Source organism: Geomonas oryzae (genome assembly GCF_004117875.1).
GTDB classification, from domain to species: domain Bacteria; phylum Desulfobacterota; class Desulfuromonadia; order Geobacterales; family Geobacteraceae; genus Geomonas; species Geomonas oryzae.
In genome coordinates this window covers 313419-340113 of record NZ_RAHW01000003.1, presented here as the reverse complement: position 1 = coordinate 340113, position 26695 = coordinate 313419, and the positions used below count along the sequence as shown (strand labels likewise).

Sequence of the window (26695 nt, the reverse complement as noted above, 5' to 3'; positions counted from 1 at the left end):
CCTGGATTTGGGATGCGGATTCCTGAGGTTTCGGCTGGTACACACGCAGCTAATTTATAAAGAAAAGAAGCAGAGAGGACCGGTGCGTTAATGGAAAACAAGATCAGGGTGTTCAGCGGCAACTCGAATCCGGTTCTGGCGGAGAAGATCTGTGACTGCCTCAAGGTGCCCCTTGGCAAGGCCAAGGTGAGGACCTTTTCCGATGGCGAGATCATGGTCGAGATCGGCGAGAACGTTCGTGGGCGGGATATTTACGTGGTGCAGTCGACCTGCTGCCCGACCAACAACAATCTGATGGAACTGCTCATCATGATCGATGCGCTGAAGAGGGCGTCGGCCTCCACCATCACCGCCGTCATGCCTTACTACGGCTATGCGCGGCAGGATAGGAAGGCCGCCCCGAGGACGCCGATCAGTTCCAAACTCGTGGCCGACCTGATCACGACGGCGGGCGCCCACAGGGTGGTCACCATCGACCTGCATGCCGGTCAGATTCAGGGCTTTTTCAACATCCCGGTGGACAACCTCTATGCCGCACCGGTGCTCCTCGCCCACCTGAAGAGCCGTTTCGCCGACGACCTGGACAACCTGGTCATGGTTTCCCCCGATGCAGGCGGCACGGAGCGCGCCAGGGCCTTCGCCAAGAGGCTTGGCTGCACTCTCGCCGTGATCGACAAGCGCCGTACCGGTCCGAACGTCATGGAGGTCATGCACCTGATCGGTGACGTCAAGGGTAAGAACGCCATCATCCTCGACGACATGATCGACACCGCCGGGACTCTGACCCAGGCGGCCCTCGCCCTCAAGGAGCACGGCGCCGCCAACGTCTACGCCTGCGCCACCCACGGCGTCCTTTCCGGGCCGGCGATCGAGAGGATCAACAACTCCGTCATCGAGAAGGTGGTCATCACGGACACCGTCCCTCTGGGAGAGAAGGCTGAACAGACCGAGAAACTGAGAGTGCTTTCCGTGGCCGACCTTCTGGCTGAGGCGATCCGTCGCATCCACGAGGACGAATCTGTCAGCTCGCTTTTTGTGTAGAACCAAATAAAATCTGTCATTGGATCAAATACCAAGATTGACATCGGAGGATGTATGAGTAAGCAGGTGCTGAATGTTGAACTGAGGGAAAAAACCGGCAAGGGGATCTGCCGTCGTCTGCGCGCCGCCGGCCGTGTTCCGGCCGTCGTGTACGGTAAAGGGTTCGAGCCGGTCTGCATTTCCCTGGGCCAGAAAGAGCTTTCCGAAGCGATCGCCGGTGAAGGCGGCCGCAACCATATCCTGACGCTGCAGGGCGTCCCCGCGCTGGAAGGCGCCAACGTCATCGTAGCCGATCTGCTGCGCGACTCCCTGAAGAACACCCCGCGCCACGTGGACCTGCACAAGATCAACCTCGCCGACAAGGTGAAGGTGCACGTGAAGCTGAACCTCGTCGGCACCCCGGCGGGCGTCAAGGCAGGCGGTTTCCTCGATTTCGCCATGCACGAAGTTGAGGTCGAGTGCCTCCCGGTTCACATCCCGGCGCACATCAACGTCGACGTCGTCGAGCTCGCCATCGGCCACTCCATCCACGTGGGCGACATCAAGGCACCGGTGGGCACCGCGATCCTGAGCGATCCGAAGGCTCCGGTGGTCAGCATCCTCGGCCGCAAGGCTGCAACCGAGGAAGAGGCTGCCGCCTAACCAGGACCGCTATGGCTGCAAAACTGATCGTAGGGCTCGGCAACCCCGGGCCCAAGTACACATGGACCCGCCACAACGCGGGTTTCATGGTTTTAGACCGTCTCTCCAGCCAGTCCGGTATCTCCGTCACCAGGAAGGCCTTCTCCGGCCTTTCCGGCGACGGGAACTGGGCGGGCGAGCGGGTCTATCTCCTCAAACCGCAGACCTTCATGAACCTGTCCGGGCGCTCGGTCGCCGAGGCGCTCCGCTTCTACAAGTTGTCCCTCTCTGATCTCATCGTGATCCATGACGACCTGGACATCCCCTTCGGCAAGGTGCGGCTCAAGGAAGGGGGCGGCCACGGCGGGCACAACGGGCTTCGCTCGCTGGCCCAGGAACTCGGTTCCACTTCCTTCGCACGGGTGCGCGTCGGCATCGGACGTCCTCTGCACGGCGACGTGGTGAACTTCGTACTCACGAACTTCGCCAAGGAAGAGATGAACGAACTGCTGGAAGTGCTGGACACCTCCCTGGACGCCATCGAAATGGCGATGAAGGAAGGGATGCCGAAGGCGATGAGCATCTTCAACGCGAAGTAATAAAAGGAAACGTACATGGGTTTTAACTGCGGCATCGTAGGTCTCCCTAACGTCGGGAAGTCGACCATCTTCAACGCGCTCACCTCGGCAGGTGCCGAGTCCGCCAACTACCCCTTTTGCACCATCGATCCCAACGTCGGGATCGTGTCGGTGCCCGATCCCCGCATGGACAAGCTCGCCGAGATCGTGCACCCGGAGCGCATCCTCCCCACGACCATCGAGTTCCTCGACATCGCCGGCCTGGTGAAGGGGGCGAGCCAGGGGGAAGGGCTCGGTAACAAGTTCCTTGGACACATCCGTTCCGTCGACGCGATCCTGCACGTGGTGCGCTGCTTCGAGAACGAGAACGTGGTCCACGTGAGCGGCAGCGTGTCCCCGGTGCGCGACATCGAGGTGATCCAGACCGAACTGGCGCTGGCCGATCTCGACACGGTGGAAAAGCGCATGCTGCGCACCGAGAAGCAGGCTAGAAGCGGCGACAAGAAGGCGAAGGAGGACGTGGAGTTCTGCCAGAAGGTTAAAGCGACCCTGGAGAAAGGGCTTTCACCGCGCGACCTCGCGGAGAACGAGGACGAGAGGCTGATCCTGCGCGACATGCACCTGATGACCGCGAAGCCGGTTCTCTACGTCGCCAACGTGGCGGAGGACGACCTGGAAGGGAAGCATCCTTACGTCGAGGAGGTGCGCCAACTCGCGGCCAAGGAGGGGAACGGCGTCGTGTTCATCTGCGGCTCCATCGAGGCTGAGATTTCCGAACTTGCGGGGGAGGAGAAACAGGCCTTCCTCGAGGAGATGGGGCTTGCCGAGTCCGGTCTCGACCGGCTGATCCGTTCCGGTTACGAGCTTTTAGGCCTCATCACCTACTTCACCGCCGGCGTGAAGGAGGTGCGTGCCTGGACCATCACCAAGGGAACCAAGGCGCCCGGCGCAGCCGGCGTCATCCACTCCGACTTCGAGAAAGGCTTTATCCGCGCCGAAGTGATCGCCTACAAGGACTTCATCGCCTCCGGCGGCGAATCAGGCGCGAAGGAGAAGGGGCTGATGCGCCTGGAAGGGAAAGAGTACGTGGTGCAGGACGGCGACGTCATGCATTTCAGGTTCAACGTTTGATCTTTTTTCATCTTTTGCTTGTCAAAGTTTCAAAACTGTAGTAATAAGCAGCGTTCACCAGAACGGCCCATGGCCGTATCTCCTTGCTCCGGGTCGGACCGGGGCTAAATTAACCGTGAGGAGGCTTAACAATGAGCAGGATGTACGAGACGATTTACATCGTCCAGCCGGACCTCGGTGACGAAGAGATCAAAGCTCTTTCCGCCAAGGTACAGGACGTCATCGCCAGCATGAACGGCGATTTCAAGAGGCTTGAGGACTGGGGTACCAGGAAACTTGCCTACCCGATCAACAAGAACCCGCGTGGCCGTTACTTTTACCTCCGTTTCGATGCCGATGCTCCGCTGATCGCAGAGCTGGAGCGTCGTCTGCGCCTTGACGACAAGGTAATCAGGTACCAGAGCGTCAAGCTCGAGCAGGAAGTGGTTGCCCCGGCGGCCGCTCCGGTTAAGAGTGCCGAGGAAGGGACCGAGGAAGTGGCTGCCGCCGCTACCGAGGCACCGGCAGAAACGACTACTACGGAGGAATAAGAGATGGCAGACGAAAGAGCACCCCAGAGAAGCACCAGCAGCGGCCCGAGGAAGAAGCGTCCGTTCCAGCGTCGTAAAGTCTGCCGTTTCTGCGCGGACAAACAGGTTACCATCGACTACAAAGATCCCCGCACCCTTCGTTACTTCGTGTCCGAGCGCGGCAAGATCATCCCGCGTCGTATCTCCGGTAACTGCTCCAAGCACCAGAGGGAAATCACCGAGGCGATCAAGCGTGCAAGGAACATCGCGCTGCTCCCGATCGCAGGCAGCCACGCAACCGCGTAAATGCCGCTACCGGTGAACCCTCCGCAGGGTAAGGTTTTTGATGTGATCAAGGGGAGCGTTGCTACGGTAACGCTCTTCCTTGCTTTCGTCTACCTCCCCGTGGTCGGCATGATCCCCGGCCTCTTCGCCTCTGCTCCCGCCGCCTTCTACGCATTGAAGCGGGGGAGGGGGACCGGTCTCGGTGTCGTCTTGGGAAGCTGTGCGCTTCTTCTGGCGATTGCCGATCCGGCGGCCACCGCGATCTACCTCTTGCAGGCCGGCGTGCTTTCCATGGCGCTTCCCGAGTTCCTCGTCCGCGGTAAGGGCGGGGCCCGCTCGGTGATCTACGCGGTGGCGGTCAACGTCACCGTGCTGCTGGCTGCGGCAGTCGTCTACGGCCTCGCCACCGGCGCCGATCTGCAGGCGAAGATCACCAAGGGCGTGCAAAACAGCATCAACCAGACCGCGCTTCTTTACGAGAAGGCGGGCGTCAAGGGCGATGAGCTGAAGGCGCTCAACGACTCGATGCACCAGGCGGGGCAGTTGGTGGTAACCATCTACCCGGCCATGGTGACCGTGGCCTACGGGGTCGTCGCATGCCTGAACCTGTTGCTCCTAGCGGGCATCGTTTCGCGCATGGGGATGCCGCTGCAGGTAGGTGACTTCAAGAAGTACAAGAATCCGGAGCCGCTTGTCTGGCTGCTCATCGCAGCCGGGTTTTGCGTGCTGGTCCCTGAGAACATCGTGCACCTCTCCGCCTTGAACGTACTGATCGTTCTGGGCGCGCTGTACTCGACCCAGGGGGTGGCCATCATCAGCTTCTTCTTCCAGAAGCTGGCGGTCCCGGTCTTCATCAGATTGTTGGCAACCCTGCTCCTCGTTTTCCAGCCCATGATGGTGCTGGCGATCGCGGCGCTGGGGATATTTGATCTCTGGGCGGACTTCAGGTCCCCCAATAAACAGGAAAACCTGTAACTAACCAGGCTAGGAGGCAACACATGAAGGTAATTCTCAAAGAAAACGTTGAAAACCTCGGTCACATCGGCGACATCGTCAAGGTAGCCCCGGGCTACGCAAGGAACTACCTGCTCCCGAAAGGGTTCGCCATCGAGGCTACCGAGAAGAACGCCAAGGCTCTCGAGCACGCCAAGCGTCACCTCGAATACAAGAAGAACAAGGTTCTCGAAGCTGCCAAGCAGCTTGCGGCCAAGATCGAAGCCATCACCCTCAACCTGGCACACCAGGCCGGCGCGGACGACAAGCTCTTCGGCGCAGTCACCAACATGGAACTGGCTGAGCAGCTGAAGGCAAAGGGCGTGGAAATCGACCGCAAGCGCATCGTGCTCGACGAGCCGATCAAGCATCTGGGCGAGTTCACCGCAATCGTGAAGCTGCACCCGGAAGTTGCGGCAAACCTGAAGGTCGTGGTTACCAAGGCCTAGGACCGCTGCAAAGCCGAACCTGTCTGTAATAATAAAGGGCCGCCTCCTGTGAGAGCGGCCCTTTTTATTTTGTTGATAGCGGTATGGGTGCGTGCGACTGAAGATCTTGGCCGGCCCGCATTTGCGCCGCACATCGGGGGAGCTGTGAACATCGAGAAACATCACAAGCAGGAGATTGCGGTGCGCCAGTTGGAGACGGCGCTGCTTCTGTACTTCGCCAAGAAGGATCTCTTCAGTGTCATTACTCTGGCGGGTGCCGCAGAGGAGATCCTCGGACAGTTGTTGCAGATCGGTGCCGGCGAAAAGGAAACTCCATTCCGCTCCGTGCTGAATCTATTCCGGCCGGCACGGGCCTCGGTACGCGGGGAGAGTCGTCCCGCACACGAAACCGACCTCTACGTGCACATGGATGTGCGCAACGAGGCGGAATTTCTACTGGGACGGGCGATAGACGACTATCATGCCCTGACGGGAGAGTTGAGCGGCAACATGGAGAAGTTCAACGAAGAAGTGAGAAGCAGACGCGGGTAGGGAAGGGAAGGGGACAGGATCGGCCCCTCTCCCGCCTTAGCGGGCCGAAGCGCTACGGCGCATAGCCTCGGCGGGAGAAGGGATCTCTTTGCAGGTGATTACCTTTTCAGCGTAGCGTCCTGAATCAGGACCTTGTATCGGTAGCCCGAACCGAAGTCGAGGTTGTTGTAGAGGGTGCCGGTAATGGTCACCACATCTCCCACCTTGGGCAGTTCTTTCGATGTCACCACGAGGTTGTCGGTTTTCTTGGCCTTCGAGCCGGTGCCGTCCTCCAGGTGAATCCAGTTCTTCTTCATGATCCTCTCCGCGACGTTCACGACGCGGCCTCTGATCACCACCTGTTTCTTTTCAAGTTTCTTGCTCTTGGCGAACACCTCGGCGATGGTGTACGCATTGGCACCCTTTGCCTTGGTGACTTTCTGGCTCTTGGGGGCCTGCTTGGCTGCCTGAGCGGTTGGTTTTTCTTTCGTCGCCTGCTCCTGCTGCCCGCCGGGTGCCCCGGGAACGCCCTGGTGCAGCGCCTTTATGGCGGACGGGCTCAGTTGCATTTTCTTCGCATCACTTGGCCCTGCCGAGAAGATGACCTGGTCGAACTTGCGGTTCAGCGCCTTACTGTTGAAGTTCTTCATGGCGAAACCGGGGGTGAGGGTGAGCTGCTGCCCTACCGTGATCTTCGTGAGAGGTATCGCCACCCACACCTTTTCCGGACCGTTTTGCAGCAGCAGGTAGGTGTATCCTCCGCCGTCCATGGTCTCCAGGACCTTGCCGGAAAGGGGGATCTCTTTCCGGGCGGTGTCCGCCGCGCCGGCCTGATGAGCGGTCAAGACGGCGAACATAAGCAACAGGAAGAGGTGTTTCAGTACTCGGTTCATGTAATGACTCCTTAGAGGGATCCTTTTGCTCCGGGCAGACTACTTTTTTCCTTTCTGAATAACAAGTCTTTTTCTGGCGCCTCCCCTTTAGTGCACATCGCACGATGGGTCTTGTCTTGCCCCTGCTTGCACAGTCTGATTATCCAGTTATATTTGTGCGTGCACATTAGTCGTTGCTTGCGTGCTGCGCGGGAGGACGGCAGGAAATTTTCGGGCTACAGGAGGCGAACATGGATAAGAAGCTCGGCGTGTTGCTTGTGCATGGAATGGGGACTATGTCCGACGATTTTGCGCACGATACGGTACAGGAACTGCGGGAGCGGATTTCCGGTCGCGGCCTGAATCGTGACGAGATCGCCTGGCATGGTGTGTATTGGGCGCCGCTGCTCTCGGCGCGGGAGCACCAACTCTGGGTGGACCTCGCCGCGAACAACGATCTGAATTGGGCCAAGCTGCGCAAGTTCTTCCTAAGCGCCTTCGGGACCGTGAGCGCCTATCACAGCCAAAGCGGAAGGCCGGGCGGGCTATACGAAACCATTCACGGCCTTATCCACGAAGCTGTGCAACAGCTTCGCGTGAAGCTCGGGGACGACGACAAACCGCTTGTCGTGGTCGCCCACTCCCTCGGGTCGGTGTTCATGAGCGACTATATCTGGGACAGACAGATGGGTTACGGACGGGAGCGCTACGGAGCTACGCCGTTCGAGCGGATGGAGACGCTTTCCGGCGTTGTCACATTGGGTAGTACCATTCCGCTTTTCTGCGTAGCACACGAGAATCCCGCCTGCATCGAGTTTCCGCCGCCGACCCTCCCTGAACCGCTTAGAAAGAAGGCAAAGTGGTTGAACCTCTACGATTCCGACGACGTGCTCGGCTGGCCGCTGAAGCCCCTCGGCACCGGCTATGCCGCGGCGGTCAACGAGGACATCGAGGTGAGCGTGGGCAACATCCTCACCTCCTGGAACCCTGGCAACCATGCCGCCTACTGGAGCGACGAGACCGTGATCAAGCCGATGGTGTACCTGCTGAGTAGCCTGCTCGAGGCGCTTCATGCGCCGTCCAAGATAACCGGGGTCTGATACCGTTTTCGGACTTTCATCCCCAAAACAAAAAAGGCGCTCCAGATGGAGCGCCTTTTCTTGTCTGCGGAGGTGGTCGGTTAAACGATCTTCTGCATGCCGGTCATGGCGGCGCGCAGTTCGGCGCCGACTTCCTCAACCAGGTGGCAGCGGATCTCGGCGTTGACGGCAACCAGCAGCTGGTTGTCGACGCTGTTGTCCTTCACGTCGAGGCCTTTGCCGATCACGTCGGTGCCGACCTTGGCCATGAAGGGCTTCAGAAGGGGAACGCAGGCGTGGGAGAAGAGGTAGCAGCCGTACTCCGCGGTGTCGGAGATGACGCGGTTCATCTCGTACAGCTTCTTCCTGGCAATGGTGTTGGCGATGAGCGGGGTCTCGTGCAGCGACTCGTAGTAAGCGCTCTCCGGCTCGATGCCGGTCTCGACCATGGTCTCGAAGGCGAGCTCGACGCCTGCCTTCACTATGGCGACCATGAGGATCGCCTTGTCGAAGTATTCCTGCTCGGAAATCTCGCCGGCAGCTTCGGTCTTCTCGAATGCGGTCTGGCCGGTTTGCTCGCGCCAGGTGAGGAGCATCACGTCGTCGTTGGCCCAGTCCTTCATCATGGTGCTGGAGAACTCGCCGCTCATGATGTCGTCCATGTGTTTCTGGAACAGCGGGCGCATGATGTCCTTCAGTTCGTCGGCGAGTTTGAAGGCGACGAGCTTTGCCGGGTTGGAGAGGCGGTCCATCATGTTGGTGATGCCGCCGTGCTTCAGGGCTTCGGTGATGGTCTCCCAGCCGTACTGGATGAGCTTCACGGCGTACGGGGCGGCGATGCCGTTTTCGACCATCTTGTCGAAGCAGAGGAGGGCGCCCGCCTGCAGCATGCCGCAAAGGATGGTCTGCTCGCCCATGAGGTCCGACTTCACTTCGGCGACGAAGGAGGACTCGAGTACGCCGGCGCGGTCGCCCCCCTGTGCGGAGGCGATGGCCTTCGCGATTTCGAGGCCGTCACCCTTGGGGTCGTTCTCGCCGTGCACCGCGATGAGGGTCGGTACGCCGAAGCCGCGTTTGTACTCGGCGCGCACCTCGGAACCCGGGCACTTCGGTGCGACCATGATGACGGTCAGGTCCTTGCGGATCTGGGTACCTTCCTCGACGATGTTGAAGCCGTGGGCGTAGCTGAACACGGCGCCTTCTTTCATGAAGGGGATGACGGTCTCCACCACCTTGGTGTGCTGCTTGTCCGGGGTGAGGTTCATGACGATGTCGGCGGTGGGGAGGAGTTCCTCGTAGGTGCCGACCTTGAAGCCGTTGTCCGAGGCGTTCACGTAGGACTGGCGCTTCTGCTCGATGGCGTCCTTCCTGAGGGCGTAGGAGACGTCAAGCCCGCTGTCGCGCATGTTGAGGCCCTGGTTGAGACCCTGTGCGCCGCAGCCGACGATGACGATCTTCTTGCCTTTCACGTACTCGCAGCCGTTTGCGAATTCGGATGCGTCCATGAAGCGGCAGGTCCCCAGTTCCTGCAGCTGACGGCGCAGCGGCAGGGTGTTGAAATAGTTCTGTCCCATCGTTTTCTCCTCCTGATTATATTGGTGGTGTGGTTAGAAGTCTGAAAGTGTGGCGAATGTATACCAAATTTCACGTTGCGTAAATTGATTTGTTGTGCATATTGTGTTGCGTCTTGCGCAACGAGCGGCGCGCGGACCACATGGACTAGGTGGACTAGGTGGACTTGGATAGCCCGGTGAGGCTGGTGGGGCTTGGGGAAGTTGAGAAGGGGGGGGCGTTGATGGATCTGCGGGAACTGGAAATATTTCTCACCGTGGCGGAGCTTAAACATTTCGGCAGGGCCAGCCAGGCGTGCAACTTGAGCCCTTCGGCTCTCACGCGCACCATCCAGCGCATGGAGGAAGAGCTGGAACAACCGCTTTTCTTGCGCGACAACCGCACGGTCTCCCTGTCTCCGGCGGGGGAACGACTGAAGGCTTACGCACGCCTTTGCCTCGGCGAATGGCAGAGCTTCCGGTCCTCGATCCGCAACGAGCCGGCCGTCGCCGGTTCCCTCTCCATCTACGCCTCGATCACCGCCGTCTACAGCCTCCTGCCGGAGCTATTGGAGTCGTTCCGGGAACGCTACCCGGAGGTGCAGCTCGAGTTGCGGACCGGTGCGGCGGAACAGGCGGTCGCGCAGGTGCAAAGCGGCGAGATCGACCTCGCGGTCGCGGCGTTCCCGGACGGCCCGCGCCCGAATATAGAGTTTCTCCCCATCGTCGCCATCCCGCTCATCTTCATCGCCCCGCGTGTTGCAGGTGCTGCAGAGGTGCCGGTCCCCGGCGACCGGCTCGACCTCTCCCGTGCTCCGCTCGTGCTGCCGCAAACCGGCCTCTCGCGTCGACGTCTGGATCAGTGGCTTAAGGAACATCGCATCACTCCCAACATCACCTCGGAGGTCTCGGGGAACGAGGCGATCATCGCCATGGTCCGCCTTGGCTGCGGGGTGGGGATCGTCCCGCAACTCGTACTGGAACGCAGTCCCTTTCGCGACGAGGTGGCGGTGCTCCAGGATGCCCCTGTGCTGAAGCCATACCAGGTCGGCCTTTGCACCAGCAAGCGAAACCTGCAGCGGGCAAGCGTGAAGGCGTTCTGGCGACTGGCCGAGGAACGGTCGATGTCGGTTCAAACATAAAATCACTCACCGCAAGGACGCGAAGTCGCAAAGAGAAAGTCAATTGCTGTCAACGAATCTTTCCGCCCCTTTTTCTCAGCGTTTCCGCACCTTCGCGTCTGTTAGTCAACGCTTTTCGCTCTGTCAGTTTTATCCGGTTCTGATTGTGTCTCTCTTTGCGCCTTTGCGGCTTTGCGTGACACGGTTTTGGCCTTGCCTTCATTTCTGCACTGTGCTATATAAGTTCGCTGTTCAAAATTCGCACGCCAACAGAGTCTTGCCGGTGGTGCCCGTTCGCGGGTTCCGGCATCAACTGGTGGCGGAGGGAAAACCAAAAGGAGAGAGTAAAATGTCCAACATCACCATGAAAGAACTGCTCGAAGCCGGCGTCCACTTCGGACACCAGACCAAGAGGTGGAACCCGAAAATGAAGCCGTACATCTTCGGCGCTCGTAACGGGATCTACATCATCGACCTGCAGAAGACCGTCAGGCTCTTCAAAAACGCCTACAGCTTCGTGACCGAAATGGCTCAGGCTGGGGAGACCGTCCTCTTCGTCGGCACCAAGAAGCAGGCTCAGGATTCCGTGGCCGAAGAGGCACAGCGTTGCGGGCAGTTCTACGTCAACGACCGCTGGCTCGGCGGCATGCTCACCAACTTCGCCACCGTGAAGCAGAGCATCGACCGTCTCAAGCGTCTTGACAGCATGATCGCCGACGGCACCATCGAGGCATACACCAAGAAAGAGCAGTTGAAACTCGGCAAAGAGCGCGAGAAGCTCGAGAAGACCCTGGGCGGTATCAAGGGTATGGGCCGCACCCCGGGCATGCTCTTCGTGGTCGACCCGAAAAACGAGGAGATCGCGGTATCCGAGGCGAAGAAGCTCGGTATCCCGGTCGTCGCCATCGTCGACACCAACTGCGACCCGGACGACATCGACTACGTCATCCCGGGCAACGACGACGCCATCCGCGCCATTCGTCTGCTCACCAGCAAGATGGCTGACGCCGTCCTCGAAGGGGCCCAGGCTCGCAACGCCCGTCTCCAGACCGGCGCCGAGGAAGAAGTAGCCTTCACCGAGGGCGAAGAGGTTGCCGAAGAAACTCCCGCCGAGGCCTAAGGTCTCCTTCGGTCACCGTACCGGCATCACCTTTTTCAAAAATCTACATGACTAAGAAGCCCGCGCCTAACCGCGCGGGCTACTGTGGAGGATAACGTGAGCATTACAGCTGCACAGGTTAACGAACTGAGGAAAGCAACCGGCGCAGGCCTCATGGACTGCAAGAAAGCTCTTACCGAGACCAACGGCGATCACGAGAAGGCGATCGACTACCTGCGCACCAAGGGTCTGGCTGCCGCATCCAAGAAGGCCGGCCGCGCAGCGACCGAGGGCATGGTAGGTTCCTACATCCACGGCGGCGGCAAGATCGGCGTCCTGGTCGAGGTCAACTGCGAGACCGACTTCGTCGCCAAGAACGACAACTTCCAGAACTTCGTGAAGGACATCGCGATGCACATCGCAGCGGCATCCCCGCTTTACGTGCGCCGTGAGGAAGTACCCGAAGAGCTGATCGAGCGCGAGAAGGCGATCTACCGCGAGAAGGCCAAAGAGAGCGGCAAGCCGGCGGCCATCATCGAGAAGATCCTCGAGGGCCAGGTCAACAAGTTCTACGGCGATATCTGCCTCCTCGAGCAGGCCTACGTTAAGGACCCGGACAAGACCATCCAGACCTTCCTGAACGAGACCATCGCTTCCATCGGCGAGAACATGAGTATCCGCCGCTTCACCAAGTTCGTACTTGGCGAAGGGCTCGCCAAGAAGGAGAGCGACTTCGCGGCAGAGGTCGCCGCGGCGGCCGGCGTGTAACACGTCCCAAAGGGAGCCGGCCATGAAAATGGGCGGCTCTTTTTTTATCTGCAGCAAGGCAAAAAGCCCTGCACGGGCGGTGTCAAGCCCCGGCAGGCGAACGGGCTGCGCCCGAACCTGTTCTGCGTGAAGGCTTTTTGCCCGTCTAAAAAAGGCAAGGTGACTACGATGGCAGAACCCTATTACAAAAGAGTACTTCTCAAGCTTTCCGGCGAGGCCCTCGGCGGCGACCAGGGGTACGGTATCGATCCCAACACCATCACCGCGATCGCCCGCGAGGTGAAGCAGGTGGTTGAACTGGGCGTCGAGCTGTGCCTCGTCATCGGCGGCGGCAACATCTTCCGCGGCGTGGCTGCTTCCTCCAAAGGGATGGATCGCGCCAGCGCGGATTACATGGGGATGCTCGCCACCATGATCAACTCGCTGGCCATGCAGGACGCCCTCGAGAAGGTCGGCGTCGACACCCGCGTCCAGTCCGCCATCGCCATGGCCGAGGTGGCCGAACCCTACATCCGCAGGCGCGCCATCAGGCACCTCGAGAAGGGGAGGGTGGTCATCTTCGGAGCAGGCACCGGCAACCCTTACTTCACCACCGATACCGCCGCGAGCCTCAGGGCGATGGAGATCGGCGCCGACGTGATCCTCAAGGGGACCAAGGTCGACGGCGTTTACTCCGCCGACCCCGCCAAGGACAAAAACGCCACCAAGTACGGTACGCTCAGCTACCTCGAGGTCCTCAGAAAAGGGCTTCAGGTCATGGACGCCACCGCCATCTCGCTGTGCATGGACAACAGCCTTCCGATCATCGTCTTCGACGTGACGACCGACGGCAATGTAGTGCGGGTAGTCAACGGCGAACCGATCGGCACCCTCGTGAAAGAAGGAGAATAGCATGATCAAGGATGTCATCGCCGACATGAACGTCCACATGGACAAGAGCATAGAATCCCTCAGGAAGGACTACCAGAAGGTCCGCACCGGGCGCGCCAGCACCTCGCTTTTGGACGAGATCAAGGTGGATTCCTACGGGATGCTTTCCCCGCTCAACCAGGTGGCGACCCTTTCCGTCCCCGAGGCCAGGACCATCACGATCGCGCCGTGGGACAGCAAGATGATCGCCCCCATCGAGAAGGCGATCATGAACTCGAACCTCGGGCTCACCCCGGCAAACGACGGCAAGGTGATCCGCCTCTGCCTGCCGCCCCTCACCGAGGAGCGCCGCAAGGACATCGTGAAACAGCTGAAGCGTGATGCCGAGGAGGCGAAGGTCGCCCTCAGGAACATCCGCCGCGACGCCATCGACAAGCTTAAAAAGCTCGAGAAGGACAAGCAGATCTCCGAGGACGAGCTGAAGCGCGCCGAGAAGGACGTCCAGGACGCCACCAACAAGTACGTCGCCAAGGCGGACGAAGTGCTGGCCCACAAGGAAAAAGAGGTGATGGAGGTCTAACGGACCGAGGCGCGAAGGGGAGGAAACTCCCTTTCGCGCTGCCGCCCGGCCTTCGCGTTCACAGGCAAACCCCCTATTCAAAGGGGCTTTTTTGTTTTCAGGATGCTCATGGACAAACGCTTAGACCCGCAGAAGCTCCCGCAGCACCTCGCCGTCATCATGGACGGCAACGGCCGGTGGGCCAAGCAGCGCATGCTGCGCAGGATCGTTGGGCACCAAAAAGGAGTGGAGACGGTGCGAGTCATCGTCGAGGAGTGCTCGCGTCTGGGCATCGGTTACCTTACCCTCTTCGCCTTTTCCGCCGAAAACTGGCTGAGGCCGAAGGCCGAGGTCAAGGCGCTCATGGCGCTTTTGAAGCAGTACATCCGCGTCGAGACCGACCGCATGATGCAGAACGACATCCGCTTCAACGTGATCGGGAACCGGGGCGATCTGCCGCCGGACGTCGACCGGGAGATCCAGTCGACCATCGACAAAACCTCCGGCAACAAGGGGATGCTCCTTACCCTGGCCCTTTCCTACGGCAGCCGTCAGGAGATGGTGGCCGCCGCCAGGAGGCTCGCGACCGAGGCCGCCGCAGGGAGACTCGATCCGGCGAGCATCGACGAGCGCGCCTTCGGCGCATCGCTCTTCACCGCCGGGATTCCGGATCCGGACCTTCTCATCAGAACCAGCGGGGAGATGCGCATCAGCAACTTCCTGCTTTGGCAGTTGGCCTACGCCGAGCTTTACTTCACCGACGTGAACTGGCCCGATTTCGACAGAGAAGAACTCATGCGTGCGTTCCGCGACTTCCAGTCCCGCGAGCGCCGGTTCGGCATGACCAGCGAGCAGCTGGGCCAGCTGCCTTCATAAAAAGGCTAAAGCCTTGCAGGGGCAGGTGCCCCGAAGGAGTCCGCCATCAAACGACTAATCACCGCAGCCGTCCTGCTGCCCATCGTGATCCTCTTCATCCTCAAGGCGACGGTGTTCCAGTTCTCGCTGCTGGTATTCCTGCTCTCCCTTTTGGGGCTCGACGAGTTCTACCGCATGGCGCTGCCGCATCGTCGTGCCGAAGGGAGGGGTGCCGCCTTGGCCGGCGCCGCTTCCGTCTTCGTCATCTTCTCCGGCAGCCCCGTCGCCCCGCTTCTGACCCTCACCGCGCTTGTGCTCGCCTTCTCGCTCGTGGCGCTTTTCCGGCTTAAGGAGATCAGGCAGGCGGCTCCCGACGTGGCGCTGGTCCTCACCGGCTTTCTTTACGTGCCGCTTCTTCTCGCGCACCTCGTGCTCGTGCGTGCGCTGCCTCACGGGATCTCCTGGCTGTTTCTCATCATGGTGATCGTCATGGCAGGCGACAGCTTTGCCTACTACGTCGGCTCCAGTATCGGCAAGACACCGCTCTACCCGGCGGTGAGTCCCAAAAAGAGCGTCGAGGGGGCCCTGGGGGGGCTGGCAGGCAGCGTAAGCGGTGCGGTCATCGCAAAGTTCACCTTTTTCCCTGAGCTTTCCATCGTCCACTGCTTCGGTGCTGCGCTCGTCTTGGGCGTTCTCGGGCAATTGGGAGACCTGTTCGAATCGCTCATCAAAAGGAGCTGCGGCGTGAAGGATTCCGGTTCCATCATCCCCGGTCACGGCGGCGTTCTCGACCGGATCGATTCCATCTTGTTTGCGGCACCTGCGGCGTACTACTACGCCTACTTCCTGTTCTAAACGGCGCCAGAAAGCCCGGCCGCTCGCCTGATTTTCCACGCGGGTGGGCATAATCCGGCCTCGGCGTCGGTTGACTTGAGACATCTGCGAGGGAAAATGAAAAGTCTTACGATTTTGGGCTCGACAGGGTCGATCGGGGTCAGCACCCTCGAGGTGGTGGCGGCCCACCCCGACAAGTTCCGCGTGGTGGCACTCACCGCGGGCTCCAACCTTGAACTTCTTCAGCAGCAGATCGAGACCTTCAAGCCGGACCTGGTCTCGGTGCTCACCGCCGAAAAGGCGAAAACGCTCAGCAGGTCCTTGAGCGGGAAGAAACCCCAGATCATGCACGGAGTGGAAGGGCTCATCGCAGCGGCAACCGCCGCCGAGAGCAACATGGTCGTTGCGGCCATCGTCGGTGCGGCCGGCCTCGTCCCGACCGCCGCCGCCATCATGGCGGGCAAGGATGTCGCGCTCGCCAACAAGGAGACCCTGGTCACCGCGGGGCACCTGATCATGAAGATGGTGCGGGACAAAGGGGTGCGCCTCTACCCGGTGGACAGCGAACACTGCGCCGTGTTCCAGTCCATGGCTGGGCACCGCTGCGAAGACATCGCACGCGTCATCCTCACCGCCTCCGGCGGTCCGTTCCTCAACTGGGGGCTTGAGCAGCTTAAAAAGGCCGGCGTAGCCGACGCGCTGAACCACCCGAACTGGAGCATGGGGAAGAAGATCACCGTCGACTCCGCAAGCATGATGAACAAAGGTCTCGAGGTGATCGAGGCCCGCTGGCTCTTCGACATCCCGGTGGAGCGCATCGCGGTCAACGTTCACCCGCAGAGCATCGTGCATTCCATGGTCGAATACATCGACGGAAGCGTGATGGCTCAATTGGGGGTGCCGGACATGAAGGGGCCGATCGCCTACGCGCTCACCTACCCCTGCCGGGTCGCTTCCGGGGTGAAAGCGCTCGATCTGACCGCCCTCTCCGGGTTGACCTTTCTCAAACCGGACACGGACCGGTTCCCGGCACTCAGGCTCGCCTACGAGGCTGCCAACGCGGGCGAGAGCATGCCCGCAGTGATGAACGCCGCCAACGAGATCGCCGTGGAGTCCTTCCTCGCCGGAAGGATCGGTTTCATGGCCATCGCCGAGGCGATCGAGAAGGTCATGAACCTGCACACCCCACACGCCCTGCACTCCATCGAAGAAGTGCTTGAAGCCGACCGCTGGGGAAGAAGAACCGCCAGGGAAGTCCTTGGAGTAACGGAATAACTCAAACCACCGCCGATCCGCACGCATGACGTGCCACAGAGGCGGTGACGGCAGGGTGCCGCCCGCCGAAAAAAGGGACGACGATGAGCATACTTTTCGCAATCATAGCCCTCGGGGCGCTGATCTTCTTTCACGAGCTCGGTCATTTCCTCTTCGCCAAGGCCTTCAAGGTCGGTGTGGAAAAGTTTTCCCTCGGGTTCGGGCCTAAGATCTTCGGCAAGCAGGTGGGGGAGACCGAATACCTGATTTCCGCGTTTCCGCTGGGCGGGTACGTGAAGATGGTGGGGGAGGGGGAGGAAGTCGAGCTCTCCGAGGAGGACAAAAAACGCTCCTTCGCCGACAAGCCGGTGCTGCAGCGCATCGTCATCGTCGCCGCCGGCCCGGTCTTCAACCTCCTTTTTGCCTACCTGATCTTCATCGTCCTCTTCATGGTCGGCGTCCCCTCCCTGACCACCAAGGTCGGAGAGGTGATGCAGGACAAGCCCGCGGCGCGGGCGGGGATCAAAACAGGCGACGCGATCCGGAGCGTGAACGGTAAGCCGGTAACGCGCTGGGACGAGTTTGCCAAGGTCATCGCCGAGGGGAAAGGGGTGCCGGTGCAGGTCGAGGTCGAGCGCGGCAAGGAGCGCTTCAGCTTCAACATGGTCCCGGAGAAGCGCGTCACAAAGAACGTCCTCGGCGAAACCATCACCCAGCCGATCATCGGCGTCGTCGCCGCCGGAGAAATCGTCATCGATCACTTCCCCCCGGGGGAGGCCATCGCCAAGGGGAGCGCCCAGTGCTGGAACGTGATCGAGCTCACCGTGCTTTCGCTGGTGCGCCTCGTGGAGCGGGCCATCCCGCTGGACAACATCGGCGGACCGATCATGATCGTGAAGATGGCAGGCGAACAGGCCGCCGCGGGCGGGGTGAGCTTCCTCGCCTTCGTGGCGCTTCTCTCGGTGAACCTCGGTGTTTTAAACCTCCTGCCGGTGCCGATCCTGGACGGCGGGCACCTGGCCTTCTTCGTGATCGAGCTGGTGCTCGGCAGGCCGGTCAGCAAGAGGACCCGCGAGATCGCGCAGCAGGTAGGGCTCGTGCTCCTGATAAGCCTCATGATGCTCGCCTTCTACAACGACATCGCGCGCATGTTCGCCAGCAAGGCCTGATCGATGAAGATACTCACCATCGACACCTCCAGCAACTGCTCCTCGGTGGCGCTCTCCGACGGCGCGACCCTGCTGGGCGAGTGCATCCTGGGCGAAGACCGCTGCAACTCCGGCCGCCTCATGGACTCGGTTTCCGAGCTTTTGAAGGCGGCGCGCCTCGCCCCGGAGGGGGTGGACGCGTTCGCCGTCTCGCTTGGCCCCGGCTCCTTCACCGGGGTGCGCGTCGGTATCGCGACGGTCAAGGGGCTTGCCATCGCGACCGGCAAGCCCGCGGTCGGCTTCTCCTCCCTCGCCATGCTCGCCATGAACCTCCCTTACTGCTCGGCCCAGGTGGCGCCCATGTTCGATGCGCGCAAAGCCGAGGTCTACGCCGCGCTTTACCGCTGCGGACAGCTTCCCGAGGCCGTCTTTCCCGACGCGGTCCTCCCCCCGCAGGAGTTTCTTTCCCGGATCACCAAGCCGACCCTCTTCGTAGGGGACGGAGCGTTGCGCTATCGCGACCTGATCGATCAGACGGTGGGCGAACTTGCCATCTTCCCCCCCTGGCACGCCAACCTTCCGCGCGCTAGCGCCGGAGCGGTGCTGGCACGCGAGGCGGCACGGGCCGGGAAGTTCACCTCGCTTGCCCAGCTGAACCCCGTCTACCTGCGCGCCTCCGAGGCGGAGATCGCGAAACGAAAGCGCGAGTCCCTTTAACGCCGTTTTAGTCTGTTGACAGCCCCGTTTTAATGTATTATGTTGACCCTTCCTACCAATTCTCGGTAACTGTTCTCAACTACAAAGTTTTTGGCAATATCAACTGCCGGTTTGGCCTCCTCGAACGGGGTGCCGCCGGCGTCATGGGAGAACTGCATGCGTAGCGACATGATCACCCAAGGGCTGGAGCGCACCCCGCACCGCGCCCTTTTGAAAGGAACCGGCCTCCCGCAGAGCGAGATGGGGAAACCGTTCATCGGCATCGCCACCAGCTTCACCGATCTCATCCCCGGTCACGTCGGGATGCGCGATCTTGAGCGCTTCATCGAGAAGGGGGTGCACACCGGCGGCGGCTACTCCTTCTTCTTCGGCATCCCCGGCGTCTGCGACGGCATCTCCATGGGGCACAAGGGGATGCACTATTCGCTCCCGACCCGCGAGCTCATCGCGGACATGGTGGAGTCGGTGGCCGAGGCGCACCGCCTGGACGGCCTCGTGCTTTTGACCAACTGCGACAAGATCACCCCGGGCATGCTCATGGCGGCGGCCCGTCTCGACATCCCCTGCATCGTGGTCACCGCGGGGCCCATGATGAGCGGCCGCGGCGACGCGGGGAGGAAGTACTCCTTCGTCACCGACACCTTCGAGGCGATGGCACGCTACAAGGCCGGCGTCATCGACGACCAGGAGCTCGCCCGCTGCGAGGAGAACGCCTGCCCCGGCATGGGGTCCTGCCAGGGGCTCTTCACCGCGAACACCATGGCGATCCTCACCGAGACCATGGGGATGAGCCTGCCGCGCTGCGGCACCGCACTTGCCGTCTCCGCTCTCAAGCGCCGCATCGCCTTCGCCTCGGGCGAGCGCATCGTCGACCTCGTGCGCGAGAACGTCACCCCGCGCTCCATCCTGACCCGCGAGGCGTTCGAGAACGCGATCCGCGTCGACCTGGCGCTCGGCGGCTCGTCGAACACCGTGCTGCACCTGCTCGCCATCGCCCACGAGGCGGGTGTCGAACTGCCGCTCAACACCTTCGACATCCTCTCCAAGACGACGCCGCAGATCGCCTCGATGAACCCGGCGGGCGAACACTTCATGGAGGACCTGGACGCAGCCGGCGGCGTTGCCGGGGTCATGAAACAGCTGGGCGACAAGATCCACGACTGCCCGACCCTCATGGGGCTCTCCACGAAAGAGATCGTCGCGAGCCTTAAAGCGGTTGATGACAGCGTGATCCGCCCGGTCGACGCGCCGGTCAAGAAGGAAGGGGGGATTGCGATCCTCTTCGGCAACATCGCGCCCGAGGGGGCCGTGGTCAAGCAGTCCGGCGTGGGTGAAAAGATGATGCAGTTCACCGGCTCCGCGCGCTGCTTCGACTCCGAGGACCTCGCCATGGCCGCCATCATGGAAGGACGCGTGAAGAGCGGCGACGTGGTGGTGATCCGCTACGAGGGGCCGAAGGGCGGCCCGGGGATGCGCGAGATGCTCGCGCCGACCGCCGCCATCATGGGGCTCGGCCTCGGCGATTCCGTGGCCCTCATCACCGACGGCCGCTTCTCCGGCGGCACCCGCGGCCCCTGCATCGGCCACATCTCGCCGGAAGCCGCGGTGGGCGGCCCGATCGCCCTCGTTGAAGACGGCGACAAGATCGAACTCGACATTCCGTCCCGTTCCCTGAAGCTCCTCGTGAGCGATGAGGAACTGGCGTCAAGGCGCGCCCGCTGGGTCGCCCCGGAGCCGAAGATCAAGAAGGGTTGGCTCGCCCGCTATGCGAAGGTGGTCACCTCGGCCCATACCGGCGCCATCACCACCGCTGAATAAAACCTCGACCCCCTTTACCACAAGGGGCAGGGGCAGGTCCTTTCCTCACCGGGAAGGATCGGCCCCAGGGGAAACTCATTACTAGTGATTCCGTGCTTACCAAGCGTGGGATCGATCAATACGCAGGCAGGCGAACTGCCGCGGCAAGGGGGACATCGCATGAAGCTGAACGGTGCACGTATTTTATTGGAGTGTCTCAAGCGGGAGGGGGTCGACACGATCTTCGGCTATCCCGGCGGGACGGTCATCAACCTCTACGACGAGCTCTTCTCGTTCAAGGAGATCAGGCACATCCTGCCGAGGCACGAGCAGGCCGGCGTCCACGCCGCCGACGGCTACGCCCGCGCCACCGGCAAGGTGGGTGTAGCCATCGCCACCTCGGGACCCGGCGCCACCAACACCATCACCGGCATCGCCACCGCCTACATGGACTCCATCCCGATGGTGATCATCACCGGCCAGGTGCCCACCGCACTCATCGGCAACGACGCCTTCCAGGAAGCGGACATCATCGGCATCACCCGCCCCTGCACCAAGCACAACTTCCTCGTGAAGGACGTGAAGGATCTCGCGACCATCATGAAGAAGGCCTTCTACATCGCCCGCACCGGCCGCCCCGGCCCGGTCGTGGTCGACCTCCCGAAGGACGTCCAGATCGCCCAGACCGAGTTCAAGTACCCCGAGACCGTGGAAATCCGCGGCTACAAGCCGACCGTCGAGGGGCACCCGAAACAGATCGAAAAGGCGGTTGCCGCGATCATGCAGGCGAAGAAGCCGGTGATCTACGTCGGCGGCGGCGTCATACTCGGCAACGCCTCGGCGGAACTGGTGGCGCTCGCCAAGCGCCTCGGGATTCCCGTCACCACCACCCTCATGGGGCTTGGCTCGTTCCCGGAGAACGACTCGCTGTCCTTGGGGCTTCTCGGCATGCACGGCACCTACTACGCCAACATGGCGGTTTCCAACTGCGACATGCTGATCGCCATCGGGGCCCGCTTCGATGACCGCGTCACCGGCAAGATCGCCTCCTTCGCGCCGCATGCGAAGATCGTTCACGTCGACGTCGATCCCACCTCGATCAAGAAAAACGTGCGCGTCGACCTCCCGATCGTGGGTGACGTGCGCGACGTCCTCGTGAAGATGCTGAAGATCGTGGACGAGATCGGTCCGGACGCGGAGGGGTGCCGTCAGGCGCTCGCCTCCTGGACCGCCGAGATCGACGGCTGGAAGGAGAAGCACCCGATGGCCTACAAACAGGCCACCTCCACCATCAAACCGCAGTACGTGATCCAGAGGCTGCGGGCGCTCTCCGACCCGGACGCCATCGTGGCCACGGATGTCGGCCAGCACCAGATGTGGACGGCGCAGTTCTTCGGCTTCACCGCACCGAGGACGCTTCTTTCCTCCGGCGGCCTCGGCACCATGGGCTTCGGCCTTCCGGCGGCCATGGGAGCGCAGGCAGGCTTCCCGGACCGTCAGGTCATGGTGATCTGCGGCGACGGCGGCTTCCAGATGAACATGCAGGAACTCGCCACCATCGTGCAGAACCGTCTCAACGTAAAGATCGTCATCCTGAACAACAACTTCCTGGGCATGGTACGCCAGTGGCAGGAGCTCTTCTTCGACAAGCGCTACTCCTCGACCTGCATGGAACTTCCCATCGACTTCATCAAGCTCGCCGAGGCCTTCGGCGCCACCGGTCTGCAGGCGACCAAGGTGGACGAGGTGGACGAGGTCATCAAGAAAGGGTTCTCCATCAAGGGACCCGTACTGATGGAGTTCAAGGTCGCACGCGAGGAAAAGGTGCTCCCGATGGTCCCGGCCGGCGCTTCGCTGACCGAGATGGTTCTTGCTAGCTAACTGCCCATGCCCATGGAGGATACGATGAAACATACGATAGCTGTGCTCGTGGAGAACGAATTCGGCGTTCTCTCCCGCGTGGTCGGTCTCTTTTCCGGCCGCGGCTTCAACATAGACTCGCTTACCGTGGCGCCCACGAACGACGAGGCGCTTTCCCGCATCACCCTGGTCACCCGCGGTGACGAACAGATCATCGAGCAGATCACCAAGCAGCTCAACAAGCTGATCGACGTGATCAAGGTCATCGATTTCGAGGCGGAGAACGCCATCGAGCGCGAGATGGTGCTCGTGAAGGTCGCCGCCGAGGATCAAAGCCGCGCCGAGGTCTTGAGGATCGCGGACATCTTCCGCGCCAAGGTGATCGACGTGACCCCCAAGTCCTACACGCTCGAGGCAACCGGCACCCCCGCCAAGGTGGGGGCCATGATCGAGCTCCTGCGCCCCTTGGGGCTCAAGGAACTGGTCAGCACCGGCCCCGTGGTCATCGGTCGCGGCGCCAAGGGGTGGAAGGGGTAATAGCTTCTTTTCATTGCATGATGGGCCGTTTTCGGGCTATACTCCCGCTTTGCTGCGCGGAAGGCCCGGAAACGGCCTTTTTGTTGTCCGCGACAATCACTCAACCAGAGGTACTAGATGCGCAATACCAATACCCCGATCGCCGTCGAGGGGTACCCGTTCATAGCAGGCTTCGCCGCTGTGGCCGCGGTCTTCGCGGTCATGGGGCAGTTCCTGCACTGCGGCTTCTTCTTCCCGGCAGCCCTCTTCGCGCTGCTCGCCCTGTTCTCCGTCTTCTTCTTCAGAAACCCCGAACGTGCCACCCCCGCCGGCGAGGACAAGGTCATCGCCCCGGCCGACGGCGAGGTGATCTTCTTAGGCAAGGTGATCGAACCGCACACCTCGACCGAGATGGAAAAGATCAGCATCTTCATGTCCGTCTTCAACGTCCACGTGAACCGCGCGCCGCTGACCGCGAAGGTGGTGGACGGCTTCTACAACAAGGGTAAGTTCTACGACGTGCGCGACGAGCGCGCGAGCTTCGAGAACGAACAGCAGGGGCTCGTACTCGAGACCGCCTCCGGGCTCAAGATGGTGGTGGTGCAGGTGGCAGGTCTCATCGCGCGCCGCATCGTCTGCTACGCGAAGCCGGGGGACCAGCTGACCCGCGGTCGCAGGTACGGCCTGATCCGTTTCGGTTCCAGGCTCGACGTTTACCTGCCGCTCGGCACGAAGATCGACGTGGTCATGGGACAGAAAACGGTCGCCGGTGCGACCGTACTGGGGATACTGCCGTGAGTGAAGAGAAACCAAAAGTAGAAAGGGAAGGGATGCGCAAGGGGATCTACGTCCTTCCCAACCTGTTCACCGCCGGGAGCCTCTTCGCCGGCTTTTACTGCATGGTTTCCACCGTGAACGGCGACTACCGCACCGCCGCCCTCTGGATCCTCGCCTCCTCGATCTTCGACGGCCTGGACGGCAAGGTGGCCCGCCTCACCGGGACCGCGAGCAAGTTCGGCGTGGAGTTCGACTCGCTTGCCGACGTGGTCTCCTTCGGCGCAGCGCCCGGGCTTCTCATGTACTGCTGGGCTTTGAAGCCCTTCGGGCGCCTGGGCTGGCTCGCCGGTTTCCTCTTCCTCGCCTGCGCGGCTTTGAGGCTTGCCCGCTTCAACGTCCAGGTGGAGACGGTCGAGAGCAAGCGTTTCGTGGGACTGCCGACCCCGGCCGCCGCGAGCATGGTATCCGCGACGGTGCTCTTCTTCTACCACATGGGTTGGCCCGCCTCGTACAACAAGCTCGCCATCCTGGTGCTCATCTACTTCCTCGCGCTCCTCATGGTCTCGAACGTCAAATACTACTCGTTCAAGGACCCGAGCCTGATCAAGAGGCAGCCCTTCGCCATCCTGGTGCTCGCGGTGCTGCTCCTCATCGTGATTGCGGCTGAGCCGGTGGTGATGCTCTTCACCATCTTCATCTGCTACATCCTCTCCGGCCCGATCGGTTTCGTGCTCGGTTACCCGCGCAGGCGCAGGCTGGAGCGCGCCATGCACCGGGTCCACGAGGGGAAGAAGAACCTCTAAACCCGTTCTACGTTCTACGTTCTGCGTTCTACGTTGATCACGATGGGACGCATCGGTGCCTCGGCGGCCCGAACGAAAAACACGGCGTTGTCCTTTGGGGCAACGCCGTTTTAGTTGGGCGGTGTCGGAAAATAAAACAAAAAGGCTTGACAGGGGGTCGAGCGTTTTCTATTATCTCCCGAAAAGTAAAGGCAATGACGAGGAGTAGTAGCCTCTCCTTCCCCTACAGAGAGCCGGTGGTTGGTGCAAACCGGTGAGGAAGCAGGTGAACTCGCCTTCGAGCCGTCATGGTGAAGAACACCCGTTCTACTAGAACGAGGCGCTCCTAGCCATGGCCGATACCCCGCGTAAAGGGGACAACGAGGTCCGCCGCAGGGCGGATGAATGAGGGTGGTACCGCGGAAGCTTTTTAGAGCCTTCGCCCCTTACTGGGGCGGAGGCTTTTTTATTTTCGGCCTGTCGGTTTTTGCCACCGTGTCTGACCTGATCAAGCAGGCAGGGGAGGGCAGGCTAACGAGGCAGCACAACCACTAAGAGGGGGAGCGCAAGTGAACAACACGGAACCGAAGACCATCAAGATCTTTGACACGACACTCAGAGACGGGGAGCAGTCCCCGGGCGCCAGCATGAACATCGAGGAGAAACTCCGCCTCGCCAGGCAGCTTCAGAAACTGAACGTCGACGTCATCGAGGCGGGTTTCCCGATCGCCTCGGAGGGGGATTTTGAGGCGGTGCAAAAGGTGGCCCAGACCATCAAGGGGCCGGAGATCGCCGGCCTTTGCCGCGCCGGTTTCAAGGACATCGACCGCGCCTGGGAGGCTCTCAAGTACGCCGAAGAGAAGGGTCGCATCCACACCTTCATCGCCACCTCCGACATCCACATGAAGTACAAGCTGCAGATGACCCCGGCCCAGGTGCTGGACGCGGCGGTCAAGGGGGTGAAGAGGGCGCGGTCCTACACCGCCAACGTCGAGTTCTCCTGTGAGGACGCGGTGCGCACCGACCTCAAATTCCTCGCCGAGGTCGTGGGCGCGGTCATCGACGCAGGCGCCACCACGGTCAACATCCCGGACACGGTCGGCTACACCATCCCCTTCGAGTACTTCAACATCATCAAGTACCTGAAGGACAACGTTAAGAACATCGACGATGCGGTCATCTCGGTGCACTGCCATAACGACCTTGGCCTTTCCGTCGCGAACTCCATCGCCGCGGTGCAGGCGGGCGCGGGACAGGTCGAGTGCACCATCAACGGCATCGGCGAGCGCGCCGGCAACTGCTCGCTCGAGGAGTTCGTCATGGCGATCAGAACCCGCGGCGACATCCTCCCCTTCAAGACCAACGTGGTCACCGAGCAGCTCACCCCGGCCTCCCGCCTGCTCACCCAGGTGACCGGCATCGCGGTGCAGCAGAACAAGGCCATCGTAGGCGCGAACGCCTTCGCCCACGAGGCGGGGATCCACCAGCACGGCATGCTGATGGACAAGTCGACCTACGAGATCATGACCCCGGAGTCGGTAGGTCTCAAGGCAAGCGCTCTCGTTCTCGGCAAGCACTCCGGGCGCCACGCCTTCAAGAAGAGGCTCGAGGAACTCGGGCACGAGCTGGACGAAGACGCGCTGAACAAGGCGTTCACCAGGTTCAAGGCGCTCGCCGACCTGAAGAAGGAGGTCTTCGACGAGGATCTGGAAACCATCGTCGCCGACCAGGCGAAGAAGATCGACGAGAAGTACAAGCTCTCCCACATCACCGTCACCTGCGGTTCCTTCGCCGTCGCCACGGCGACGGTCCAGATGGAGATCGACGGCATGCAGGTGAGAACGGCCGAGCTCGGCGACGGCCCGGTCGACGCGACGCTTAAGGCGATCAAGAAGCTCGCCAAGCGTGACGCGCAGCTCTTGCAGTACAACGTTGGCTCGATCACCGGCGGCACCGACGCGCTCGGCGAGGTCACCGTCCGCATCACCGAAGGGGAGCGCAACCCGGTCGTCGGGCGCGGTTCCTCCACCGACATCATCGAGGCTTCGGCAAAGGCGTACATCGACGCGCTGAACCGGCTCTATTTCTCCACCGAGCGCGACATAGAGTCACTCTAGTTC

General features: G+C 61.4%; 28 protein-coding genes and 1 other annotated feature. Of the genes, 26 read left to right on the top strand and 2 right to left on the bottom strand.

Annotated elements, in window-relative coordinates; translation table 11 throughout:
- The first annotated feature begins 90 nt into the window (after nucleotides 1-90).
- The 9 genes from D6Z24_RS09745 to D6Z24_RS09705 all read left to right on the top strand — a co-directional run bounded on the left by D6Z24_RS09745 (nucleotide 91) and on the right by D6Z24_RS09705 (nucleotide 6138).
- Nucleotides 91-1041: a ribose-phosphate pyrophosphokinase gene (locus D6Z24_RS09745; RefSeq protein ID WP_129126388.1), complete on the top strand. Its 951-nt coding sequence runs from the start codon at nucleotides 91-93 to the stop codon at nucleotides 1039-1041.
- A 54-nt stretch (nucleotides 1042-1095) separates the two neighbouring features.
- Nucleotides 1096-1683 (top strand): 50S ribosomal protein L25, encoded by a 588-nt coding sequence (locus D6Z24_RS09740; protein ID WP_129126387.1) that lies wholly within the window; start codon nucleotides 1096-1098, stop codon nucleotides 1681-1683.
- Nucleotides 1684-1694: 11 nt separating this feature from the next.
- The gene (gene pth / locus D6Z24_RS09735) at nucleotides 1695-2261 is read left to right on the top strand and encodes an aminoacyl-tRNA hydrolase (RefSeq protein WP_129126386.1); all 567 of its coding nucleotides are present in this window, start codon (nucleotides 1695-1697) and stop codon (nucleotides 2259-2261) included.
- A 15-nt stretch (nucleotides 2262-2276) separates the two neighbouring features.
- On the top strand, nucleotides 2277-3371 hold the full coding sequence (gene ychF, locus D6Z24_RS09730; RefSeq protein ID WP_129126385.1) for a redox-regulated ATPase YchF: 1095 nt from the start codon (nucleotides 2277-2279) through the stop codon (nucleotides 3369-3371).
- A gap of 131 nt (nucleotides 3372-3502) precedes the next feature.
- Nucleotides 3503-3901 (top strand): 30S ribosomal protein S6, encoded by a 399-nt coding sequence (rpsF, locus tag D6Z24_RS09725; RefSeq protein WP_129126384.1) that lies wholly within the window; start codon nucleotides 3503-3505, stop codon nucleotides 3899-3901.
- 3 nt (nucleotides 3902-3904) lie between these two features.
- Nucleotides 3905-4186, top strand: a complete 282-nt coding sequence (rpsR, locus tag D6Z24_RS09720) for a 30S ribosomal protein S18 (RefSeq protein ID WP_129126383.1) — start codon at nucleotides 3905-3907, stop codon at nucleotides 4184-4186.
- Nucleotides 4187-5140, top strand: coding sequence for a YybS family protein (locus D6Z24_RS09715; protein ID WP_129126382.1), 954 nt, complete (start codon nucleotides 4187-4189; stop codon nucleotides 5138-5140).
- Nucleotides 5141-5163: 23 nt separating this feature from the next.
- Nucleotides 5164-5607, top strand: coding sequence for a 50S ribosomal protein L9 (gene rplI, locus D6Z24_RS09710; RefSeq protein ID WP_129126381.1), 444 nt, complete (start codon nucleotides 5164-5166; stop codon nucleotides 5605-5607).
- Between the two features lie 144 nt (nucleotides 5608-5751).
- A complete protein-coding gene (locus D6Z24_RS09705; RefSeq protein WP_129126380.1) occupies nucleotides 5752-6138 on the top strand; it encodes a hypothetical protein in 387 nt (128 codons plus the stop codon).
- A gap of 98 nt (nucleotides 6139-6236) precedes the next feature.
- Here the strand turns inward: D6Z24_RS09705 and D6Z24_RS09700 are convergent, their stop codons facing one another.
- Nucleotides 6237-7010: an OB-fold nucleic acid binding domain-containing protein gene (locus D6Z24_RS09700; RefSeq protein ID WP_129126379.1), complete on the bottom strand. Its 774-nt coding sequence runs from the start codon at nucleotides 7008-7010 to the stop codon at nucleotides 6237-6239.
- A 275-nt stretch (nucleotides 7011-7285) separates the two neighbouring features.
- Between D6Z24_RS09700 and D6Z24_RS09695 the strand changes: the two genes are divergently transcribed.
- Nucleotides 7286-8089, top strand: a complete 804-nt coding sequence (locus D6Z24_RS09695) for a hypothetical protein (RefSeq protein WP_246014624.1) — start codon at nucleotides 7286-7288, stop codon at nucleotides 8087-8089.
- An 80-nt stretch (nucleotides 8090-8169) separates the two neighbouring features.
- Here the strand turns inward: D6Z24_RS09695 and ilvC are convergent, their stop codons facing one another.
- Nucleotides 8170-9642 (bottom strand): ketol-acid reductoisomerase, encoded by a 1473-nt coding sequence (ilvC, locus tag D6Z24_RS09690; RefSeq protein WP_129126377.1) that lies wholly within the window; start codon nucleotides 9640-9642, stop codon nucleotides 8170-8172.
- A 158-nt stretch (nucleotides 9643-9800) separates the two neighbouring features.
- Between ilvC and ilvY the strand changes: the two genes are divergently transcribed.
- The 16 genes from ilvY (at nucleotide 9801) to D6Z24_RS09610 (ending at nucleotide 26692) form a co-directional block, all read left to right on the top strand.
- Nucleotides 9801-10760: an HTH-type transcriptional activator IlvY gene (gene ilvY, locus D6Z24_RS09685; RefSeq protein ID WP_281275024.1), complete on the top strand. Its 960-nt coding sequence runs from the start codon at nucleotides 9801-9803 to the stop codon at nucleotides 10758-10760.
- A 328-nt stretch (nucleotides 10761-11088) separates the two neighbouring features.
- Nucleotides 11089-11859: a 30S ribosomal protein S2 gene (gene rpsB / locus D6Z24_RS09680; RefSeq protein ID WP_129126376.1), complete on the top strand. Its 771-nt coding sequence runs from the start codon at nucleotides 11089-11091 to the stop codon at nucleotides 11857-11859.
- Nucleotides 11860-11955: 96 nt separating this feature from the next.
- The gene (tsf, locus tag D6Z24_RS09675) at nucleotides 11956-12606 is read left to right on the top strand and encodes a translation elongation factor Ts (RefSeq protein WP_129126375.1); all 651 of its coding nucleotides are present in this window, start codon (nucleotides 11956-11958) and stop codon (nucleotides 12604-12606) included.
- Nucleotides 12607-12774: 168 nt separating this feature from the next.
- Nucleotides 12775-13497, top strand: coding sequence for a UMP kinase (gene pyrH, locus D6Z24_RS09670; RefSeq protein ID WP_129126374.1), 723 nt, complete (start codon nucleotides 12775-12777; stop codon nucleotides 13495-13497).
- 1 nt (nucleotide 13498) lies between these two features.
- Nucleotides 13499-14056, top strand: coding sequence for a ribosome recycling factor (gene frr, locus D6Z24_RS09665; RefSeq protein ID WP_129126373.1), 558 nt, complete (start codon nucleotides 13499-13501; stop codon nucleotides 14054-14056).
- 108 nt (nucleotides 14057-14164) lie between these two features.
- Nucleotides 14165-14911, top strand: a complete 747-nt coding sequence (locus tag D6Z24_RS09660) for an isoprenyl transferase (protein ID WP_129126372.1) — start codon at nucleotides 14165-14167, stop codon at nucleotides 14909-14911.
- Between the two features lie 45 nt (nucleotides 14912-14956).
- Nucleotides 14957-15745 carry a phosphatidate cytidylyltransferase gene (locus tag D6Z24_RS09655; protein WP_129126371.1) on the top strand — a complete coding sequence of 263 codons (789 nt, stop codon included), beginning with the start codon at nucleotides 14957-14959 and terminating at the stop codon, nucleotides 15743-15745.
- Between the two features lie 96 nt (nucleotides 15746-15841).
- Nucleotides 15842-16999, top strand: coding sequence for a 1-deoxy-D-xylulose-5-phosphate reductoisomerase (locus tag D6Z24_RS09650; RefSeq protein ID WP_129126370.1), 1158 nt, complete (start codon nucleotides 15842-15844; stop codon nucleotides 16997-16999).
- A gap of 83 nt (nucleotides 17000-17082) precedes the next feature.
- On the top strand, nucleotides 17083-18147 hold the full coding sequence (gene rseP / locus D6Z24_RS09645) for an RIP metalloprotease RseP (RefSeq protein WP_129126369.1): 1065 nt from the start codon (nucleotides 17083-17085) through the stop codon (nucleotides 18145-18147).
- 3 nt (nucleotides 18148-18150) lie between these two features.
- Nucleotides 18151-18843, top strand: coding sequence for a tRNA (adenosine(37)-N6)-threonylcarbamoyltransferase complex dimerization subunit type 1 TsaB (gene tsaB, locus D6Z24_RS09640; RefSeq protein WP_129126368.1), 693 nt, complete (start codon nucleotides 18151-18153; stop codon nucleotides 18841-18843).
- A gap of 156 nt (nucleotides 18844-18999) precedes the next feature.
- On the top strand, nucleotides 19000-20661 hold the full coding sequence (gene ilvD, locus D6Z24_RS09635) for a dihydroxy-acid dehydratase (RefSeq protein WP_129126367.1): 1662 nt from the start codon (nucleotides 19000-19002) through the stop codon (nucleotides 20659-20661).
- A gap of 159 nt (nucleotides 20662-20820) precedes the next feature.
- The gene (gene ilvB / locus D6Z24_RS09630) at nucleotides 20821-22521 is read left to right on the top strand and encodes a biosynthetic-type acetolactate synthase large subunit (protein ID WP_129126366.1); all 1701 of its coding nucleotides are present in this window, start codon (nucleotides 20821-20823) and stop codon (nucleotides 22519-22521) included.
- Nucleotides 22522-22545: 24 nt separating this feature from the next.
- Nucleotides 22546-23037: an acetolactate synthase small subunit gene (gene ilvN, locus D6Z24_RS09625; RefSeq protein ID WP_129126365.1), complete on the top strand. Its 492-nt coding sequence runs from the start codon at nucleotides 22546-22548 to the stop codon at nucleotides 23035-23037.
- A 117-nt stretch (nucleotides 23038-23154) separates the two neighbouring features.
- Nucleotides 23155-23814, top strand: a complete 660-nt coding sequence (locus D6Z24_RS09620) for a phosphatidylserine decarboxylase family protein (protein ID WP_129126364.1) — start codon at nucleotides 23155-23157, stop codon at nucleotides 23812-23814.
- Nucleotides 23815-23846: 32 nt separating this feature from the next.
- Nucleotides 23847-24596: a CDP-diacylglycerol--serine O-phosphatidyltransferase gene (gene pssA, locus D6Z24_RS09615; protein ID WP_162605113.1), complete on the top strand. Its 750-nt coding sequence runs from the start codon at nucleotides 23847-23849 to the stop codon at nucleotides 24594-24596.
- Nucleotides 24597-24781: 185 nt separating this feature from the next.
- Nucleotides 24782-25025 (top strand) — a binding site (T-box leader).
- 119 nt (nucleotides 25026-25144) lie between these two features.
- Nucleotides 25145-26692 (top strand): 2-isopropylmalate synthase, encoded by a 1548-nt coding sequence (locus tag D6Z24_RS09610; RefSeq protein WP_129126362.1) that lies wholly within the window; start codon nucleotides 25145-25147, stop codon nucleotides 26690-26692.
- The last annotated feature ends 3 nt before the right edge of the window (nucleotides 26693-26695 follow it).

Excerpts from the sequence above, each read along its gene's own strand:
- ilvC (WP_129126377.1), bottom strand. The coding sequence starts at position 9,642 with ATGGGACAGAACTATTTCAACACCCTGCCGCTGCGCCGTCAGCTGCAG.
- D6Z24_RS09740 (WP_129126387.1), top strand. The coding sequence starts at position 1,096 with ATGAGTAAGCAGGTGCTGAATGTTGAACTGAGGGAAAAAACCGGCAAG.
- ilvB (WP_129126366.1), top strand. The coding sequence starts at position 20,821 with ATGAAGCTGAACGGTGCACGTATTTTATTGGAGTGTCTCAAGCGGGAG.
- rpsR (WP_129126383.1), top strand. The coding sequence starts at position 3,905 with ATGGCAGACGAAAGAGCACCCCAGAGAAGCACCAGCAGCGGCCCGAGG.
- rpsB (WP_129126376.1), top strand. The coding sequence starts at position 11,089 with ATGTCCAACATCACCATGAAAGAACTGCTCGAAGCCGGCGTCCACTTC.
- D6Z24_RS09620 (WP_129126364.1), top strand. The coding sequence starts at position 23,155 with ATGCGCAATACCAATACCCCGATCGCCGTCGAGGGGTACCCGTTCATA.
- rplI (WP_129126381.1), top strand. The coding sequence starts at position 5,164 with ATGAAGGTAATTCTCAAAGAAAACGTTGAAAACCTCGGTCACATCGGC.
- pth (WP_129126386.1), top strand. The coding sequence starts at position 1,695 with ATGGCTGCAAAACTGATCGTAGGGCTCGGCAACCCCGGGCCCAAGTAC.
- D6Z24_RS09695 (WP_246014624.1), top strand. The coding sequence starts at position 7,286 with ATGTCCGACGATTTTGCGCACGATACGGTACAGGAACTGCGGGAGCGG.
- pyrH (WP_129126374.1), top strand. The coding sequence starts at position 12,775 with ATGGCAGAACCCTATTACAAAAGAGTACTTCTCAAGCTTTCCGGCGAG.
- D6Z24_RS09660 (WP_129126372.1), top strand. The coding sequence starts at position 14,165 with ATGGACAAACGCTTAGACCCGCAGAAGCTCCCGCAGCACCTCGCCGTC.
- D6Z24_RS09715 (WP_129126382.1), top strand. The coding sequence starts at position 4,187 with ATGCCGCTACCGGTGAACCCTCCGCAGGGTAAGGTTTTTGATGTGATC.
- pssA (WP_162605113.1), top strand. The coding sequence starts at position 23,847 with ATGCGCAAGGGGATCTACGTCCTTCCCAACCTGTTCACCGCCGGGAGC.
- ychF (WP_129126385.1), top strand. The coding sequence starts at position 2,277 with ATGGGTTTTAACTGCGGCATCGTAGGTCTCCCTAACGTCGGGAAGTCG.
- rpsF (WP_129126384.1), top strand. The coding sequence starts at position 3,503 with ATGAGCAGGATGTACGAGACGATTTACATCGTCCAGCCGGACCTCGGT.
- frr (WP_129126373.1), top strand. The coding sequence starts at position 13,499 with ATGATCAAGGATGTCATCGCCGACATGAACGTCCACATGGACAAGAGC.
- D6Z24_RS09700 (WP_129126379.1), bottom strand. The coding sequence starts at position 7,010 with ATGAACCGAGTACTGAAACACCTCTTCCTGTTGCTTATGTTCGCCGTC.
- tsaB (WP_129126368.1), top strand. The coding sequence starts at position 18,151 with ATGAAGATACTCACCATCGACACCTCCAGCAACTGCTCCTCGGTGGCG.
- ilvN (WP_129126365.1), top strand. The coding sequence starts at position 22,546 with ATGAAACATACGATAGCTGTGCTCGTGGAGAACGAATTCGGCGTTCTC.
- D6Z24_RS09650 (WP_129126370.1), top strand. The coding sequence starts at position 15,842 with ATGAAAAGTCTTACGATTTTGGGCTCGACAGGGTCGATCGGGGTCAGC.
- ilvD (WP_129126367.1), top strand. The coding sequence starts at position 19,000 with ATGCGTAGCGACATGATCACCCAAGGGCTGGAGCGCACCCCGCACCGC.
- D6Z24_RS09745 (WP_129126388.1), top strand. The coding sequence starts at position 91 with ATGGAAAACAAGATCAGGGTGTTCAGCGGCAACTCGAATCCGGTTCTG.
- rseP (WP_129126369.1), top strand. The coding sequence starts at position 17,083 with ATGAGCATACTTTTCGCAATCATAGCCCTCGGGGCGCTGATCTTCTTT.